General features: G+C 38.8%; 18 protein-coding genes. 5 read left to right on the top strand and 13 right to left on the bottom strand.

Annotated features, from left to right (window positions below):
- Positions 1-221 precede the first annotated feature (221 nt).
- On the top strand, positions 222-1,127 hold the full coding sequence (locus HMPREF9444_RS05405) for a L,D-transpeptidase family protein (RefSeq protein ID WP_009143381.1): 906 nt from the start codon (positions 222-224) through the stop codon (positions 1,125-1,127).
- Positions 1,128-1,179: 52 nt separating this feature from the next.
- On the top strand, positions 1,180-3,789 hold the full coding sequence (locus HMPREF9444_RS05400; RefSeq protein ID WP_009143380.1) for a hypothetical protein: 2,610 nt from the start codon (positions 1,180-1,182) through the stop codon (positions 3,787-3,789).
- A gap of 36 nt (positions 3,790-3,825) precedes the next feature.
- Here the strand turns inward: HMPREF9444_RS05400 and lnt are convergent, their stop codons facing one another.
- The 7 genes from lnt to HMPREF9444_RS10965 are packed head-to-tail and all read right to left on the bottom strand — an operon-like array spanning position 3,826 to position 9,991.
- Complete coding sequence (gene lnt / locus HMPREF9444_RS05395) at positions 3,826-5,424, bottom strand: apolipoprotein N-acyltransferase (protein ID WP_009143379.1); 1,599 nt, start codon at positions 5,422-5,424, stop codon at positions 3,826-3,828.
- Position 5,425: 1 nt separating this feature from the next.
- Positions 5,426-6,289, bottom strand: coding sequence for an HlyC/CorC family transporter (locus HMPREF9444_RS05390; protein WP_009143378.1), 864 nt, complete (start codon positions 6,287-6,289; stop codon positions 5,426-5,428).
- A gap of 13 nt (positions 6,290-6,302) precedes the next feature.
- A complete protein-coding gene (gene ybeY, locus HMPREF9444_RS05385) occupies positions 6,303-6,776 on the bottom strand; it encodes an rRNA maturation RNase YbeY (protein WP_009143377.1) in 474 nt (157 codons plus the stop codon).
- On the bottom strand, positions 6,773-7,870 hold the full coding sequence (locus tag HMPREF9444_RS05380) for a PhoH family protein (protein WP_009143376.1): 1,098 nt from the start codon (positions 7,868-7,870) through the stop codon (positions 6,773-6,775). Before HMPREF9444_RS05380 ends, ybeY begins: the two co-directional genes overlap by 4 nt.
- Before the next feature lie 3 nt (positions 7,871-7,873).
- Positions 7,874-9,232 carry a tRNA (N6-isopentenyl adenosine(37)-C2)-methylthiotransferase MiaB gene (miaB, locus tag HMPREF9444_RS05375; protein ID WP_009143375.1) on the bottom strand — a complete coding sequence of 453 codons (1,359 nt, stop codon included), beginning with the start codon at positions 9,230-9,232 and terminating at the stop codon, positions 7,874-7,876.
- Between the two features lie 6 nt (positions 9,233-9,238).
- The gene (locus tag HMPREF9444_RS05370; protein WP_009143374.1) at positions 9,239-9,829 is read right to left on the bottom strand and encodes a Fic/DOC family protein; all 591 of its coding nucleotides are present in this window, start codon (positions 9,827-9,829) and stop codon (positions 9,239-9,241) included.
- A gap of 3 nt (positions 9,830-9,832) precedes the next feature.
- Complete coding sequence (locus HMPREF9444_RS10965; protein ID WP_009143373.1) at positions 9,833-9,991, bottom strand: hypothetical protein; 159 nt, start codon at positions 9,989-9,991, stop codon at positions 9,833-9,835.
- 439 nt (positions 9,992-10,430) lie between these two features.
- Here HMPREF9444_RS10965 and HMPREF9444_RS05365 point away from each other — a divergent pair, with 439 nt between their 5' ends.
- Entirely contained in the window at positions 10,431-10,820 is a 390-nt protein-coding gene (locus HMPREF9444_RS05365) for a NirD/YgiW/YdeI family stress tolerance protein (protein WP_009143372.1), read from the top strand.
- A gap of 83 nt (positions 10,821-10,903) precedes the next feature.
- Here HMPREF9444_RS05365 and glk read toward each other — a convergent pair whose 3' ends face one another.
- Positions 10,904-11,881 carry a glucokinase gene (gene glk / locus HMPREF9444_RS05360; RefSeq protein WP_040909276.1) on the bottom strand — a complete coding sequence of 326 codons (978 nt, stop codon included), beginning with the start codon at positions 11,879-11,881 and terminating at the stop codon, positions 10,904-10,906.
- 371 nt (positions 11,882-12,252) lie between these two features.
- On the opposite strand from glk, the gene HMPREF9444_RS05355 reads away from it, so the two are divergent.
- Positions 12,253-14,235 (top strand): YjhG/YagF family D-xylonate dehydratase, encoded by a 1,983-nt coding sequence (locus HMPREF9444_RS05355; RefSeq protein WP_009143370.1) that lies wholly within the window; start codon positions 12,253-12,255, stop codon positions 14,233-14,235.
- 61 nt (positions 14,236-14,296) lie between these two features.
- Here the strand turns inward: HMPREF9444_RS05355 and HMPREF9444_RS10960 are convergent, their stop codons facing one another.
- Together HMPREF9444_RS10960 and HMPREF9444_RS05350 are read right to left on the bottom strand one after the other, a co-directional pair.
- Positions 14,297-14,440, bottom strand: coding sequence for a hypothetical protein (locus HMPREF9444_RS10960; protein WP_009143369.1), 144 nt, complete (start codon positions 14,438-14,440; stop codon positions 14,297-14,299).
- A gap of 19 nt (positions 14,441-14,459) precedes the next feature.
- Entirely contained in the window at positions 14,460-15,395 is a 936-nt protein-coding gene (locus HMPREF9444_RS05350) for a DMT family transporter (RefSeq protein WP_009143368.1), read from the bottom strand.
- A 119-nt stretch (positions 15,396-15,514) separates the two neighbouring features.
- On the opposite strand from HMPREF9444_RS05350, the gene HMPREF9444_RS11415 reads away from it, so the two are divergent.
- Positions 15,515-15,637 (top strand): transposase, encoded by a 123-nt coding sequence (locus HMPREF9444_RS11415; RefSeq protein WP_083801129.1) that lies wholly within the window; start codon positions 15,515-15,517, stop codon positions 15,635-15,637.
- A 255-nt stretch (positions 15,638-15,892) separates the two neighbouring features.
- Here HMPREF9444_RS11415 and HMPREF9444_RS05345 read toward each other — a convergent pair whose 3' ends face one another.
- The 3 genes from HMPREF9444_RS05345 to HMPREF9444_RS11095 form a co-directional block, all read right to left on the bottom strand.
- Positions 15,893-17,566 (bottom strand): AAA family ATPase, encoded by a 1,674-nt coding sequence (locus HMPREF9444_RS05345; protein WP_009143367.1) that lies wholly within the window; start codon positions 17,564-17,566, stop codon positions 15,893-15,895.
- Between the two features lie 77 nt (positions 17,567-17,643).
- Positions 17,644-18,126 carry a YbaK/EbsC family protein gene (locus tag HMPREF9444_RS05340; RefSeq protein ID WP_009143366.1) on the bottom strand — a complete coding sequence of 161 codons (483 nt, stop codon included), beginning with the start codon at positions 18,124-18,126 and terminating at the stop codon, positions 17,644-17,646.
- A 109-nt stretch (positions 18,127-18,235) separates the two neighbouring features.
- Positions 18,236-18,683 (bottom strand): hypothetical protein (locus tag HMPREF9444_RS11095; protein WP_009143365.1); only part of this gene is annotated, 448 nt, incomplete at its 5' end.

The following is an 18,683-nucleotide window of genomic DNA, read 5'->3' as shown; positions in this document are numbered from 1 at the left end:
TTTTTAATACCTCAACCACAGGAGCTCCGATATCCATTATCCGGCAATATATTGACCGGTAGAAAACGCCTGATTAAACACTGAGTTTCTCCTTGCGATGAACTCAGCCTTAAAGAATAGGGTTTTAGCCGCTGATCTTTTTTGATAAAAAATAAGCATATTTTTATTTTTTTATCTAGTAAAATTATCATGTTTACAGCAAGTTAAAAGAAGAAAATCAAATGTTGAAAAAGACTCTTGCCTTATTGCTTTTGTTGGCAGGTGCTGCTCATGCGGCTACTTATACGATTGATGACAGTATAAAAATTGTCGGGAAGGAAGATACTTACAAAATTGCAGAAAGCGGAACTACTACTATGGAGTATGTAGCAGCCCATTATCAGCTTGGACTTTCCAACATGATTGAGGCTAATCCGTATGCAGATCCGATTGTCCCTAAAAACGGCACGAACTTGGTTATCCCGGGAAAAGTGATTTTACCTGATACCGTTCGCAAAGGAATAATCATTAATTCCGCAGAGATGCGCCTTTATTATTATCATGACAACGTTGTCGATATTCTGCCAATCGGAATAGGTCAGCTTGGTACGGATACTCCGCTTAACTGGGTAACAGCCGTACAGCGTAAAAAAGCAGGTCCTACTTGGACGCCGACAGCCAAGATGCATGCTGAATACCGAGCTCGCGGTGAGTATTTGCCGGCTGTATGGCCTGCAGGTCCCGACAATCCTATGGGATTATATGCTTTATACATAGGAAGGCTTTATGCAATTCACGGCACCAATGCCGATTTCGGTATCGGTTTGCGTGTAAGCCATGGCTGTGTTCGTCTGAGAAATGAGGATATTGAATATTTATTCAATAATGTTCCTGTAGGAACCAGAGTTCAATTTATAAACCGTCCTATAAAGTACGCAATTGAGGATAACGGCAATATCTATATCGAGGTACATCAGCCTTTGTCACGTACTGCCGATGAGTTTGAAACTTTTGAGAATTTGCCTTTTGATTTTACTAAGGATGAACTTGAATTTTTTAACAATCCTGAGATTAATCAGGTTATTTTAAAGAAAGCTTTGGAGGAGCGAACCGGCAGACCGGTTTGGTTGAATCCTCCTAATATGTAGACTCTGCTCTATGCTTTGAGTTAGTTATAATGCTGTGATAAGTGATAACAGTATGTTGAAAAGTGCTTTGGCTTTGTCTGCTGCTTTAGCTGTATTTGTTTCCTCGGTTGTTACGGCTGAGGACAAAGTGCAGAGCTTTTCTTCAACAAATAAAGCGCCGTTGGTTTTTGAAAGCGACGATGGGATCTTACGTAAAGTATCTGATTTGACAGGCTCGGAGACTTTGCATAAGTCCTCTTTTGTAAAAAATAAAAATATTTTTGTTTATTATCTTGAAAAAGATAAAAATAAAATAAGTGATCTGTATCGGGCTTTTAATCTCGGTAAAGTTCCTGAGGTTAAAGACGGCTTTCCTTTTTTCTTAATTTCACAATTCAATCTGGGGTCTGAGTTTTTTTCTTCTCTTTTTTATAATTTTGGAAATAAAACTCCTATAAGGATCCCTCTTGTTCTTGATGATAATTACGTAGCAAGAGCTCGTTTTTATGATTCCGTGCATGTTAAAGGCAGCTGTCAGGGCATGACTTTTACTGCAGCAAATTTGCTTGATAAGTGTAAGTATCCTTTAACTACCGCTTTTGTCCAGTTAAGTCTTACGCATCCTTATGTAACGCAATTCGGGCTGTTTAATCATGAAACGCCTAATCTTCCTGATAATTCGGGGCGTACTAATTATTCGACTCTTGCTATGATTGCCGATGCGGCTTTTTTAGGAGTAAACAGTGCTTTTGACGGTAGGAGTTTTAAGGAGCCGCTTACTGATTTTGATGCCGGAACTTATGTTAAATCCTCCGGTCTTTATTTGCCGGAAGTAAGAGATCTTAGCGATGCCGGCAAATTGGTTTTAGGCGATAATTTGTATTTTCGCGGGAAACATATAGATTTGCTTTTGGACAACGGCATTGAAGGAACGATTTTTGATATAGGCAACGGCAAAAAAGGCATTCCTCTTGTTTATGATAAGGAAGGAAGGGTATTTTTAAATTTAAGAAACTCTTTGCTGTCAAATTCTTCGTTTAAAAACTATGGTAATTTTTTAGAGATAGAGCTGGCACTGTTTGAGGATTTGGGATTTTCGACAAGAAGACGCAGTTTTTACGGTAATAGTATTTACGGTTCAGGCAGCAGTACAAATCCTTCTGTTTATGATTTAGATTCTACTTATTCTTTTTATGATGAAAAGAAGCGTGATTATGTAAAGAATTTACCGTCAGAAGTCCCGTTGGGGATTGGTTTGCATGTCTATGGCGATTATAACGATATAGTGCAAAAGGGTAATATTTTTACCGAAGGATTCGGGGCTTTAGGAATACGAGTTGACGGAAGCAATAATTTCATAACAATACCTAAAGCAACCCGTATTATCGCCAATGGCGAACAGGGCGGATCAGTTGTTTTCAGCTACGGTTCAGGCAATAAGATCAATATAGAAGGCAGAATCATTGCAAACGGTGAAGGTGGAGTGGCGATAAAAGCGGATTTCGGCTCCAACGTTATTTCAAATTTATATGAAAGCCGCGGTTCATACCAAGCCAATCGTACGGTGGATTTTAAGATAGGTGAAAAAAGTTATGACGAGGCTATTTCGACTGATATTCCTGAAGATTTGCGTCATCCTGCAGTAGATAAAATTAATATTTCAGGGATGATTTCAGGTAAAGGCAGTGCCATTTTTATGGACGGTAGTGCCTTGGTTAAAGAAATTAACTTGTTAAAACATGCTAAAGTTTCAGGCGATATTGTGTCGTTGTGGAATTTCGTTACTGATAAAAGCGGAAATTTAGTTAATATTGCTGATGTTGCTGGTACTATGCTTCCTCTTAAACTGCAGCTTATACAAGATGATCTGGATGTTTATTCTCAAGAAGCACTGATTAATAATGTTTTATCGACTTCCATAAATATCGGTGCCGATGAACGTCTTTTATATCATGATAATCCTCATTATTTCGGCAGTGATCCTGAGGCCTTCATTGAAATAGATGGAAAAATCATCGGTCAGAATATTAATGTAAATGTCTTGGGCGGACAGACTATGCTGCACGGTGCCTTGGATATTAATAATCTGTATATAAGAAATTCTAATTTGCGCGTTGATTCGCAAACCGGTCAAGATATTGAAGTAAATTCATTGGTAATGGACGGAAATGGAGTTTTGGATTTATCCAACGGATTTAAAAATCGTTTGATAATTGATAAGCAGTTGTCTTTGCATAACGATTCCAGAATAAGAGTGGATACTGATCTTTCAGGACGAATAATTGATGAGTTTAAACTTGATGAGCGTTATATCGTTCCGGGACGTAATCTTAATTTGGAACCTGCCTTAAAATATAATGATTTGCGCCGTTTGGGCTCTGATCCAAAAGCTTTGTTTAAATTCGTATCTAATTTTGTCAGCTCGGCTAACAGCATGTTTTCCAATGTGAATGTTTATATTCCTTTTCCCAGATATGTATGGGACAGTTCGGGAATGTACGGCCGCGCAATTCGCTGTTCTTCACGCGGCTGTCGTATCGGAGAGTTTTTGGACAATAATAAAATTCAATCAGAAAATTTATCTACTTTGCAGATCATATTCTCTTTTTGCGGGCTAATTATTATGTGCGGCGGAGTCTATTTATATTTTAGGCTCAGTTCAAAAAGAAAGGTTGAATATTAATAGCATGCGGAAAATTTGCTTTTCCGCATGAATAAATTAAGGTCTGATTAAGCTGCGTAAATTTTCATCAAGATTTGAGCTGTGATGATTACGAACAATGAATCCGCAGCAAAAAGCTATACACAACATTATGAAGAACGGAATGTTCCCAAAACGCGCATAGGGTGTAAGTCCTTTTGTTAAAGTAACTTGAGCTGAAAGCACAGATGCTTCATTTGCCGGAATGCTGGCACTTACAGTACCCTTGGCATCAATAATTGCAGTTATTCCGTTATTTGTAGAGCGTAATACCGGTTTTTGCAGTTCAAGTGCTCTTATCTTTGCAATTGCCAAATGTTCAAGAGGTCCGCGCGTTTGTCCGAACCATCCGTCGTTTGAAACCATAACGATGCCGTTAATTTCTGCACTATCTTCATTACGGACAAGTTCAGGAAAGATTGATTCATAACAAATAACCGGAAGAAGGTTATAAGAAAAAACATTAAAAGGATCCTGCTGCTCCTCTCCTTTTGAAAAACCTGACATAGGAAAGTTGAAAATAGATCCTAAGGGGCGTAAATATTTTTCAAACGGAACAATTTCTCCAAAAGGAACTAAATGTTTTTTGTCGTAGCGAGCAAGGTTATCGATTGAAAAAGAGGGTTTATCTCCTAATAGAATCATTGAATTGAAGCTTTCTTTAGTCCTTAAGTCAATGTGCTGAATTCCGGTTATAAGCCTTGCGCTTTTACTGTTTACAACAGTATTTAAGTCATTAAGGAGATCGCCGCTTTCCTCTATATATAGAGGAATTGATGATTCTGACCAGACTATAAGAGTATTTGGTTTGATATAAGGCTCAGTTAAATTCCAATATTTACCGATACTCGGCATTACATGCTGAGGATCCCATTTTACTTCCGGCTTTATATTTCCCTGTACTAACACCACATTTAAGGAGCAGGTATCAACAGTAAAGCGGATCCCCATGGTAAGAATACCGAACACGAAAATGATTCCTGCAACCGGTAAATATAAAAAACGTCTTGTGGCAGTTAAAGCTAAAGCACCGACAAAAATATAAGCAAGAAGGTTAATGCCGCGGACTCCGATTAGTGGAGCATAGGAAGAAAAGGGCCCTGTTTGCATTGCATTGCCGATGTACATCCAGGGAAAGCCGGTGAATAAATATCCAACGATAAAATCAGCAAGGCAAAAGCTTATAGGCATAAAACAAGCTATTGCAGATGTTTTTGCCTTTTTGGCAAGCATAAAGGCAATTACGGCACATATTGCATAAGGAAGAGCTAAATAGAAAGAAAAAAGTATTTCTATTGCTAAAGAAGCGAAAATCGGCAACTTGCCGAAATCTTCCATTACAAAATTTAGCCAATACAGGGTAACGGCATTTTGGACGGTAAAAAACAGGAGTACTGCTAAGAACACCTGTTTTTTGGTGTCAAAATTAAAACACAGTAAAAAAAGTACGAAATATGCGGCAAGTATGGCAACGAAACTTGAATATGGCGCAAAACCGAAACTTGCTAAAAATCCTGCCGCAAACATACTTAAAATAATGCCTTTTTTAGAAATAAAAAAGGCTTTCAGCACGGTAAGATTATTGATGTTATCGAGAAATTTTCGAATAAATATCATCTTAGTCTTGTTCTTGGTATGTTGTCAGATTTTCTTTGCGTACCTGCAGTAATTGAACCTGACGGTGGGTTGCGTTTAAAACTTTAAAGTTAAAACCGTTAATGCTGACGCTTTCATCCTTTTGCGGAAGATGTCCTAAAGCATGGATTACCATTCCGGCTACGGTGTCAACGTCAACTTTCGGTAATGTTGTTTTAAAAAAATCATTAAAAGCTTCAATAGGTGTTTGACCTTTTATCAGGTACGAGTCATCGGCACTTTTTATGATATCGTCAGTTAAGGTATCTTCTTCGTCATCGTATTCATCGCCTATATCACCGACAATGATTTCTAAAATGTCTTCGATAGTTACAAGCCCGCATACTCCACCGAACTCGTCGACTACGACAGCCATGTGAAAACGGTTTTCCTGAAATTCTTTTAGCATGGAATCAACGCGTTTAAACTCAGGAACTATTACTAAAGGATGGACTAATTTATCTACGGTAGGCTTGTTTTTCTCAGAACTTATAGCATATGGCAGTAAATCTTTTGCAAGCAAAATACCGATGATGTGATCTTTGTCTTCACAGATCACCGGATAACGAGAATGTCCGTGTTTGGCAATGATTTTAACGGCATCTTCAATGCTGCTGTTACTGTCAATTGTAATCATTTGGGAACGTGGGATCATGATATCGCAAAGACGGCGTTTGGAAATTTCGAAAACTCCTGAAAGCATACTTTCGGTATCATCATCAATAATATCGCGGTCGCTTGCATCTTTAATCATGTCTGCAAGTTCGCCTTTATCGTTCGGCTTTATTCCATGAAGTAAGCGGTTTATGAAATGTGCACTTTTGGTTTTTAGACTGTCAGAGCTCATAAAAAAGGTTTCCTTAGTTGTTTGTTAAATCGCCGTACGGATCGGGATAACCGAGTTTTGTTATGATTTTAACCTCAAGAGGTTCCATTTTTGCGGCATCTTTTGCTTCAATGTGATCGTAGCCTAAAAGATGCAGACATCCGTGAACGATTAAATGGGCAAAATGTTCTTTATAGGTTTTTTCTTGTACTTTTGCCTCACGTCTGACGATTTCATCGCAGATTATAAGATCGCCCAGTAAAGGAAGGTCAATTACATCGGGACATTCAAAGGGAAAGGACAAAATATTAGTAGGACAGTCCTTGTGGCGATATTCCCGATTTAGCTCTTGAATTTCATCAGAAGCAACAATTCTTACGGTAATTTCACTATCTTTATGGTAATCAGCACCGATTAGAGCACTTTTTGCCCACAATGTAAGCTCATCAATATCAGGTAAAGACTCTTTGGGGTCTATAGCTACCTGTAGGTCAATATTTACGTTCATTTTGTAACCGTTAAATTCCCGTTATCTGCTGTCGGTTCATTGCGTTCCTTGTCTTTTAGTTCCCGGTACGCATTTTTACGTTCTTCTTCCTTTTTGTCATAAAGTTCATAAGCATTAACGATAGCCGCTACTACAGGATGACGCACAACATCGCCTGACTCAAAGAAAGAAAAACCTATGCTGTCGACATCTTTTAAGACTTCGATAGCATGTTTCAGTCCTGATTTTATATGCTTGGGCAAGTCAATTTGACTCGGATCTCCGGTTATGACAGCTTTAGAATTAAATCCGATGCGAGTCAAAAACATTTTCATTTGTTCAATGGTAGTGTTTTGCGCTTCGTCAAGAATAATGAAAGAATCATTTAGAGTGCGTCCGCGCATATAAGCAAGCGGAGCAATTTCAATGATTTGTCGCTCAATAAATTTTTCAACTTTTTCAAAGCCGAGCATTTCAAATAAGGCGTCATATAAAGGACGCAGGTAAGGATCGACTTTTTGAGAAAGATCACCGGGTAAAAAGCCGAGCTTCTCACCGGCTTCAACGGCCGGTCGGGTAAGAATAATACGCCTTACTTCGTTGCGCTCAAGAGCATCTACGGCAGCAGCTACTGCTAAAAAAGTCTTGCCGGTGCCTGCAGGGCCTACACCGAAGCATACATCATGAGTATTGATAGCGCTAATATAAGTACTTTGATTTTCAGTTCGGGCTTTTACTGTGCCGCGCTTAGTTTTAAAAGAGGATGCTTTGGCATAAAGATTATCAATAGAGCCTCTATTGCGATCTTCTTCTTTGCTGCTTTCAAGTTTTATTCTTTCAAGAATAGCAAGATGAACTTTGTCAGGGGTTATATCCTGAATCTTATTGCTTTTACCGATAGGAGCGGTTTCAACATAAAGATTCTTTATGATGAATTCAGCATCTTTGCATGCTTTGTGTTCACCTTCAATGTGAAAATGAGCACCGCTATAAGCGATGGTTACTCCGAGCCTTTTTTGTATTTGAACTAAGTTCTCATCTTCAGGTCCGATTAAATATGCTAATCGATTTTTATCTATAGGCTCTAAGACAAAATCTAAATGGTTGTTTTTCATGATTTATTTAATTAATTGGCCTTTTAAGGTATGAGACATTACCTTTATTATATCGACATCAGCCATTGAGCCGATCAGATCGGTACTGCCTTCAAACACAACGATACGATTATTTGAGGCTCTGCCTTTAAGTTCATTGGCATCTTTACGCGAAACTCCCTCAACCAAAACACGCTGCCGTGTATTGAGCATTTTTTGGCTGTAGGTTAATGCATATTCTTCAAGGCGAGCCTGCAGTGTATATAAACGAGATTTTTTGACTTCTGCTGAAATCGGATCTTCAAGAACCGCAGCGGGTGTTCCCGGACGCTTTGAGTAAATAAAACTGAAGCTTTGATCAAATTTAATGTCATCAACAAGAGACATGGTTTTTGCAAAGTCATCATCAGTTTCACCGGGGAATCCTACGATGATATCGGTTGACACATGAATTTGCGGACGTGCTTTACGCAGTTTTGCTATAAGTTCACGATAGGAATCAGAGGTATAACGGCGGCGCATCAATTCAAGAATTCTGTCTGAACCGCTTTGTACGGGAATATGAACGGCATCGGCGATAACGTCAAGATCGGCAAATGCCTGAACAATATCATCAGTAAATTCCATCGGATTTGAAGTAGTAAAACGTAAACGTTCTACTCCGTTAACAGCTGCAATTTCGTATAAAAGCTCACTAAAAGAACAGGTAAAGCCGTTATCACTAATACCGCGATATGAATTAACATTCTGACCTAAGAGATGAATTTCTTTTACGCCGTTGGCAATATGGATTTTAATCTCTTCAAGAATATCTTTTTCAGGACGAGATTCTTCTTCACCGCGAGTATAGGGAACGATGCAGTAAGAACATTTGTTTGAGCAACCTTCCATAATTGTGACAAAGGCTGACGGTCCGCGTCTTCCTGGATTTGGCAAAGAGTCGAATTTTTCAAGAGCATCTCCCTTGACGTTAACTACCGGTGTGCCAGTATCAAGGAACTCACGAATCATTTCAGGAAGATGATGTACGGTTCTCGGACCGAATACGATATTGACGTTTTTATCGAAATTTATAATTTCTTCGGCAAGTTCTGAACCTACGCATCCGCCCAATGCGATGACAGTATTTGCATTAATAACGCCTTTGGCTTTCCAGCTGGCAATTTGATTGAAAACTTTATCTTCGGCTTTTGCACGGACCGCGCAGGTAACCAATACAATTATATCGGCATTATTTGGCAGACTTGTTTCCATAAAACCGGCGCTTGACAGCAGGTCACGGATGCGGTCGGCATCATAAACATTCATTTGGCAGCCCCAGACAGCTACGTGAAAGCTGCCTATAGGCATTTTAGGAGTGCTGTTAAATTTAAAATCTTGCATATTATTTTAATTCTTAGGGTAAATACACATTTTATAAAGTTTTGTAAGAATGCTGTCATCTCCGTTGAAAGAAGCAATGCTGGCTTTTAGCATCATATCTTTCGGGCATTTTGAATAATCGGTTTGAAGATTCAAAGGAAGCAGCAGCTCTCGAATAAATTCACGTTGAGCTCTTCCGTTGCCATCACGAAAAGGATGAATTGCATTAATTTCGCCCATATAAAAAGCTGCACGGGACGGAATTTCATCAAAATTTGTATTTTTAAGATAATTTTCTTCTTTTAATTTTAAAAAAAGTTTATCAAGTTCCCGCTCAATGTATTCACAGTGGCAGAACATTAGTCCTTTTGCGATATCAACGCGCCTGAATTCTCCTGCAAAAGGATAGATATCCTGAAAAATATACTGATGGATTTTTTTTAGATGAGCAGTATCAAATTTACCGTGAACCGGATTTTTTAAAAGCTCAATTAAGCGAGCGCCGGTTATAGTTCTTTCTACTTTTTTTAATTTTTCAGGATCTTCAAGCCCGAAGTTATTTATAAGAACTTCGGTACCTTTGTAACAGTATATATAATCAGATTGAGGTTGGCTCAAGATTCATGCAGCCTTGCAATTCTTTACGGCGTTGACGATAAAATCACGAACCTGTTCAAAAGAAACACGTCCGTCGGCAAAGTCTTTAAGAAGTTTTTCTTCATCTTGGCTAAGTTCTAAATTTTCCATTGCCAAGGTGGCTTTTACTTCATCGATAAGCATTGATGCTCCTTATTTTCAATTACCTGTTAATTATACCAAAAATCATGCTAAAACCGTGATTTTTGTGCTTTAAAGCACAGAAATTTTTAATGAAAAAAACTGTATTTTGTTTCTGCAGATGTGCAGTTAAAGCCATTCCCTTTAAAGCGAACGGCTCCCTGCAGTAAAACCTAAGCGTATGAGACAAATATATTAATATGTGGATAGATAGGTAAGGAAATCAACAAAAGACGGCAGTATCGGGGTAGGTAAGATTCGGGTATGATGAGGTAAATGATAAATCTATATGGCACATAAAATATCTTAAAAGGAAGGCCTCACCTTGAATAGTGTCGGATCTTTAGACTTGGGGACATTAAAGTTATTTGATTTTGCAGTTGCAACTAAGTTTAAGCTAATTTTATTTAGTTAGTATAATAAAAATTAAGGAGGGTTTTTGATGAAAAGATTAATGACTTATCTTTGCTGCGGATTGCTGATAGTGGTCGGAGCGGCAACTGCAGGCATGCATGATAGATTTCATCACGGGCCTCGCGGATTCGGACATGAGTATCCTATGACGGTCAGTCAGATTCGTTCGGGAGTAAAGGATGGTCAGATGGTGTTTTTGCAAGGACGCCTGACTAAATATTTCGGCGGAGAATATTATGAGTTTACTGATGTGTCTGGGGATACGATTGAGGTAGAACTTGATAATGACAGAAACTGGTCTTATCTTAAAAAAGATGAGCTTATTGATTTAATCGGTAGAGTGGATAAGGATATGTTTTCCATTAAAATCGAGGTAAAAAAAGCTTATCCTTCCCAGCGCTCAGTCGGGACTAAATAGGTATCGTCACGGCAGTTTGAAATTTCGTTTTTATAAGCTTTAAAAAGCGGCTCTTGTTGTAGAGCCGCTTTCTTTATTTGAAACTATAAAATTGCGCCTAAAGATTGACGCAGTAAAGCACCGGCGCCGAGAAGACCTGCCTTGGTGTCGGTAATTATATAAACGGGGATCCTTGCAAGATACGGTTTAAAGCGGCCTTTCTCTTCGAAGGCTTCACGGAATTTTGAGTTTTTGAAAAACTCGACAAAACGGGGAACTACGCCGCCGGCAATGTAAACTCCGCCGAAAGTTCCCATCGTTAATGCAAGGTTGCCGCCGAAGCGTCCCATAAGACGGCAGAAAGTATTTAAAGCTTCAAGACAATCGGGATCTGCCGGATTTGCTAAAGCTCCGGCCGTGACGTCAGCAGGTGTCATATTTTCTTTAAGTCTTTCATTGCGCATTGCGATTGCTTCGTAGAGGTTAACAAGACCTGGGCCTGATAACACTCGTTCTGCCGAGACGTGACCGATACGAGCTCTTAAAGTAATAAGAACCATATCTTCACTCATATTGCCCGGAGCTAAATCAACGTGTCCGCCTTCGCCTGGAAGCGGGATCCATTGATCGTTTATATGCACGACATGTCCGACACCAAGGCCGGTGCCGGCGCCGTAGATCGCTATAGGTGCAGAAGGATCTGGTTCTCCGCCGCCGATTTTTATCAAGTATTTTGGATCAACGCAGGTAACGGACATTGACATGGCGGTGAAATCATTGATAACAATGAGCTTCTCAAGACCTAAGGAACTTTTCATCTGTGACTGAGAAAACTCCCAGGGGTTATTAGTCATTTTGACGTAATCGCCGGTAATCGGACAGGCAATGGCAATACATGCCGATGTAAATTTGGCATTGGTTTCCTGACGGAATTTTAAAATACAGCTTTCAAGCGAGTCATTTTCAAGTGCTGAATAAATAATTGGGGTTGTGATAGTTCCGTCTGCAAGGTTGCATAAAGCAAGACGAGCATTGGTGCCGCCGATGTCGCCTATAAGTGCATATCCTGAAAGCTGTGCCATAAATATTTCCTCAAAACGTTGAAGGATAAGTGTGTTATCCATTAAATTGTAGTCTTTTTGACTCTTTTTCTCTACTGTCGACAAGTTGAAATTTGATGTAAATGTTCATGTTTTGGCTCAATTAAAATTAAAGGTTAATTTAGTGTAATTTTCTGTCATTTTTGTGTAGTAAATTAATTAAGGCAAAAATCAACATGATGTAAATTTTGATGATTTCAGATGCAACGGCAGGGTAATCATGTAAGGCAGAGTGCAATATTTTTTAGAGTTTCGGTTATTTGTTTGTAGAATAGATTATATCTTTAGTTTTTCTATATACGGTAAATAAGTTCAACATATAGAAAAAAAAATAAAAATTTTTGAGGATATATATGCTTAATGCTTTGTTTAGTAATGATAAAGACACTGTTTTAAAACCTCGGACTAAAGCAGCAGGACCTGAAGGAGCCTTACCGCTTAACCACGACCTTTTGCGCTATAGCCCGTCGGGAGATTTATTCGGTATGACGATGGATGCAGGCATCGGATGGGATCCTTCGTGTCTTCGTGATGCTGAAGTGCTGATTTTAAGCAATTTAGGCGGAATGCGCGGTTTTGACGGAAAGCCTGTTGCCCTTACATATCATACCGGTAATTTTGAACTTGGTATGCTGGTTGAGGCAGCATCAAGAGAATTTGCCAAAGAGCATATAACTCCTTTTGCTGCATATGTAACCGATCCTTGCGATGGACGTTCTCAAGGAACGCATGCCATGTTTGATTCATTGCCGTATCGCAATGACAGCGCGATGGTTTTAAGAAGACTGATTCGTTCCTTACCGACAGCAAAGGCACTTATGGGGGTAGCAACATGCGATAAAGGCTTGCCCGGCATGATGATGGCATTGGTCTCCTGTCATGATAAGCCCGTTATTCTGGTTCCCGGAGGTACTACTTTGCCACCCGTTGAAGGAGAAGATACGGGGAAAGTCCAGACGATTGGAGCTCGTTATGCCAATAATGAAATTTCATTAGAGTATGCGGCAGCGGTAGGCTGCAGATCGTGCGCGTCAGCAGGCGGTGGATGCCATTTTTTGGGAACAGCTGGGACTTCCCAGGTTATTGCCGAGGCTTTAGGTTTGGCTTTAACTCATTCTGCGTTGGCTCCGTCCGGAGAGGAAATTTGGCTTAAAATTGCCCGTGACAGTGCGATTGCTTTAAAAGATTTATTGTTAAAAGGGATAAAAGTCAAAGATATTGTTACTGACAAAGCTATTGAAAATGCAATGATTATGCATGCGGCTTTCGGCGGTTCAACCAATTTGCTTTTGCATCTTCCCGCTATTGCATATTCCGCAGGATGCAAGATCCCGACAATGGATGATTGGAACAGAATTAACTTAGAGGTTCCGCGTATAGTAAGCGTTAATCCCAACGGACCGATACCACATCCTACTGTTCGCGCCTTTTTATCAGGCGGGGTTCCTGAAGCAATGCTGAAGTTGCGCAGACTGAACATTCTCCATGAGGACGTTATGACTGTAACCGGTATGACTTTAGGTGAAAATCTTGATTGCTTTGAAGATTCCGAGCGCCGCTATGCTTTAAAACGCCATCTAAAGGAAGAAGACGGTGTTGATGCCGATGATGTAATCATGGATATTGATAAGGCAAATTCACGCGGACTTACTTCAACAATCACTTTCCCTAAGGGGAATATCGCACCTGAAGGCGCAGTAATTAAATCTACCGCTATTGATAAAAGCGTTATCGGCCAAGATGGCGTGTATCGCGCCAAAGGAGCGATTAAAGTATTTGTGTCAGAAGAGGATGCCATTAAAGCGATTAAGGACGGAGCCATCGTTAAAGGCGATATTATGTGCGTCATAGGAGGCGGCCCCTTGGGTACGGGCATGGAAGAGACCTATCAATTGACTTCTGCTCTTAAATATCTTCCTTTTGGCAAATATGTCACACTGCTTACCGATGCAAGATTTTCAGGCGTCTCAACCGGTGCCTGCATAGGTCATATCGGTCCTGAAGCTTTAGCTGGAGGTCCTATAGGTAAACTACGTGACGGTGATATTGTCGAGGTTGTAATTGATACGGTTAATTTAAGCGGAACGATAAACTTTTTGGGAACAAAGGATAAACCGTTAACGGTTAAAGAAGGGGAAGCTGAACTTGCCAAAAGGAGCACTCATCCTATGGTCAAACCTCATCCCGACCTTCCTGATGACACTGCTTTATGGGCTGCTTTGCAGGCTGTAAGCGGCGGAACTGCCCGCGGATGTGTTTATGATGTAAAGCGTATTCTGCAGGTGCTTGAATTAGGACAAAAGGCACTAAAAGAGAAAGAAAAATTAAACGCATAAGTTTGGTTTAAGACTACCTCCGCAGCATATTTCAATGCGGAGGTGCTTTGTCAGAACCGTCTTAAGGTTTAACCACTATTTTTACCATAGGATCATCATGATCGATTTGGCGCTTTAAAGCCTCAATCAAACCCTCAAGCCTGATGATCTCGTTTACGTGTTTTTCCTGGACAATTATTCCGCTTGAAAAGAGAACTTTATACACTTTAATTGTACTTTTGTCTTTAAGATCTCCAACGCCATTGTTTGGTGCGATTGTTTAAAAGCAGTTTTGCTTTTTCTTTTAGTTCAGAACCGGCAATCAAAACTAAAACACCGGTCAAAATCAAAGCAATTCCGATGGCCATTTTTAGCGTGAAAAGTTCGTTAAATAATAAAACCCCGATTGCAACGGCAGTAAGCGGTTCAAGAGCTCCTATGATAGAAGTAGGGGTGGATCCTATTATCTTTATTGCTTTAACCATAAAGGTTAAAGAAATGATGGTTGGAACGATGGCAAGAAAGATAGCCCCCATAAAAGCAATCGGGCTGTTTAATGGCAGTAATCGGTTGCTCGATGCGGTAAATGAAAACAAAACTACGCCTAACAAACAAAAAATTGCCATATAAAAGTTCATTTTGATTGCGGACATCATGATTTTACTTTTATTAATAAAAACCATATAGATACAGTAAGATACGGCAGATCCTAATACGCATAAAACACCTTTTAGATTAAATCCTTCTCCGTCTCCGCGGTATAAAAGAGCAATACCAAGCAGCGTAAAGACAATGGCGATAATAATGGTAAAAGAAAGTTTTTCATGAAATAAAAGCGCCATGGTTAGGGCTACGAAAATCGGATAGATAAAAAATAAGGTTGATGCAAGACCTGCGTCCATATAAAGGAAACTTGAAAATAAGGTTAATGCCGAAACGCAGAACAATAAACCTAAAACAGCCATGGTTGTCAGCTCATAAAGTGAAACTTTAAAGCTGATTCTGTTCATGAGCATAACCACGGCAAAACATACGGCAGCTAAGATAAAACGATAAAAAATCACTGAGGAAGGATTAAATCCTTCACTGTACATAATAAGTCCGCCAAGCGGGTTTGTACCATATGAAACGCCTGCTATGACAGCGCAGAAAACTCCCCATGCTTTATCAGTATTGCTCATTTTTCGGATACCTTACAAGAGAAAGTTAAGTTAAAAGTTTTGGTAAAGAATGGGCGAAATTATAAAAACAATTTGTTAAAAAATTTAACTTTTTAGAAAATATTGATTTTTGACGTCATGTGCGTTTGTTTATTCTATATCCGCCTAACCTTTCAGTTTCAGATCTTGTATTCAAATTGAAAGGAACTTCCTCCGTTATTATTCGCAACAGAAATTATCCATCTGTCAAATTACAGCTTTAGGGCAATGCTTTATGATCTCCTTCTTATTTTGCTTCTTTTTGTGGCGGTGCTCCGATATCTATTATCCGTCAATATATTGAGGCAGTAGAAAACGCTAGATTAAAAATTGATCTTCTCCTCGCGATGAGATCCGCCCTAAAGGACGAGGTTTTAGCTGCTGATCTTTTTTGATAAAAGTTATACAAAGCTAACGTTACTATTACCTCTTAATAATTTTTAAAGAAAAGAACGATTCACCTTTAATCAAAGTGCAGGTTATAACGCTTCCTCAATTGCTGCAACTTCACGGATGGGTGCGTGCCCGTCCTCTTTGTTTTCGTTAATAATAACTACGGCAAGAGCTATTACTTCTTTATCGGTAAGCCTTAAACCGTAGCTTTTTTCTTTTATTTGTTTTTGGGCTTCTTTAAGTTTAGTTTTGACGCTGTCAGCGCTGTCTGTGATTTTAAATTCACAAATGTAAAGATGCTGGTCGTCTTCAAAACATAGGTCACTTCTGCCCATTGATGTTTGATATTCGGTATAAGTGTTATAGCCGATTATCTGTAAAATTACTTTGTAGATATCTCTAAAAGCGTATTCTTTAAAATAGTGTATGCTCTCATAAGAAAACTCGTTTAATATTTTGTTAAATTCTTTTTTTAGACTTGCAAAATCTTTTTCTTTAAGCGCTTTGGTTATAGATGATTCGTAAGTGTAACTAAAGGAAGCTACGCTTTTATTAGTTATTTTTTCAAGAACCAGTTCAGCAAAGGCTTCTTTTACTTCAAGATTTGGCAGACCGACGTCTAAAAATTTTCGGTGAGCGCTTTTAATCGTAAAATATCCGGCTTGGTACAATATGGCAAAAAACGGAAAATCTTTATCTTCTATGCTTTTAATTGTAGGAGATAAAGATGCAGTATCGGTTCTTTTTATAAACTCAAGATTTAAATAGTCGACAAGCTCGGTTTTTTTTACTGTTTTGTCTATAAAGTTATTCAAATAATTGATTAGTAATGACGGTTTTGCACCACCTGTTTCAAGCCAGTAGGGTTTAAATCCGTATTGCGGTTTTTTTAGAAAGTTTAAAATTGACCACGGATTGTACACATGATGCTCACATTCTTCATCAAACGAATAACCGTCATAATTATTTTTAAGCTCATTTAAAATGCGCTCATAAGTATATTTATTGGTTTTGTCTTTTTTGTTTAAAGTCTCTGCGGCATTTTCTATATACTTTTTAAAGTACAGTTCAAGATCTGTTTGAGTATAGCCGACGATAGCTCCGTAATCAGGTTCAAAGCTTATATCTTCAATATTATTAAATGCGGAAAAGATTGAGGTGTTTGAGTAACGCGTTACTCCCGTAATGAAAATAAATCTGAATTTGTCCGAAAAACTTTTTACGTTGGAAAAAAACTCTGAAAATAACGCTCGTCTTTTCTCAAATTCTTTTTTGTCTCCCATTGTGGCGGTTAAAGGTGCGTCATACTCGTCAATGAGCAAAACTAAGGATTTGTCTTCTGCTGTTTCAACAGTTTTGGCAAAAGATGCAATGACGTCTCCTTCATCGGCAATACTTAAATTTTCTGTCTCAAAAGCTAATTTTAAAAGTAAATAAAATTTGTCCTCAAAAGGACGATTTTCCGTATCTTCTTTAATTCTTGAAAAGTCAACATGTATTACTTTATAAGTTACGTCATTCCATAGATTTTCTGTCTGGATTTTTAGTCCTTTAAATCTGTTAAGTCCGTTAGAAAATAGCTCATGAAAGGTACTTACCAATGTGGATTTACCGAACCTGCGCGGGCGGGATAAAAAAATCGGACCTCTAAAACAGGCAAGATTTGCAACTAAATCTGTTTTATCTACATAAATCATCGAATTTGCAGAAAATTCTTTAAATGAAGTAATGCTAAGCGGCAGTTTGGTTAAATCAATCATGGCAATAAATTAATAAAAACATATTAAGAATAATGCTCTGATTATTCTTAGGACAATGAGCTATAGCTTCAGCAAAATTACACATTACTTTCTTTAATATCGCAAACATCAATCCAAGCTTTGGCATTGGCGTATTGATAGAGCTCTTCAAGGTTAAGCTCAATTGCGCTGTTGCTGCTGCCGCATGCGGGAAAGACCGTTGCAAATCTTTTAAGGGATTCATCAAGATAAACCTCAACATGATCTTTTACGGCAAAAGGACATATGCCGCCGACGGCATGACCGATAAGCTCTTCGGCGCGATCTGCCGGCACCATTTTTGCCTTCATGCTGAAAAAGGTTTTGAATTTATGGTTATTGACCTTGGTATCTCCGGCGGTGACTATGAGAATAACTTTATCGTCTTTGGTTAAAAATGACAGTGTTTTGGCAATTTTGCAAGGTTCACAGTTTAAAGCAATGGCGGCAAGCTCTACGGTTGCACTTGAAACCGGAAATTCAAGCAAGCGATCTTCCATATTAAACTGTTTAAAGTACTCTTTTACTGCACTAAATGACATATTGCACCTGCTTTATTGTTAAATTTAATATTTTCCACAGAATTTACAGTATAAATCAGGAATCATTTAAAAGATATTTGAGAATTAGTGCTCATTCATATCCATGTCCTTAAGCATATAAAAAATCAGCCTCAATCGTAGTCTTTATCGGGGCTTCAGCCAAAAATTTAATCACAGCTTCAAAGCTTTTAAATGCTTCTTCCCGCGTGTTTGAAGTTTGTGATTTTCGATATTGATTGGCAAGAGTTCGGATCAAGTTGAGATTTTGCTTAAGCGCGCTGATATCGAGTTTAAATAAATTTACGCAAAATCCGTCCCTCCACGGGTCACAGTTAACGAATACCTTGTACATGGAGATGTAATACCTGTGTTTTTCATCAAGGTAAAGGTAAATCAGGTATTTTATGATTGCCGCAATAAGACTTGCCTGAGCAATGGTATAGACAATGGTGAGATAGGAAGTATTGACGCCTCTTAAATTAACTCCGCTTTTAAGGCATTTAAACAGGAGCTCTATCGACCAACGCAGTTTTTGGATTAATACTGCATATTGTGCC

The sequence above is a fragment of the Succinatimonas hippei YIT 12066 genome, assembly GCF_000188195.1.
GTDB lineage: Bacteria > Pseudomonadota > Gammaproteobacteria > Enterobacterales > Succinivibrionaceae > Succinatimonas > Succinatimonas hippei.
The sequence above is the reverse complement of the archived record's forward strand: the minus strand, read 5'-3'. Positions and strand labels throughout refer to the sequence as shown.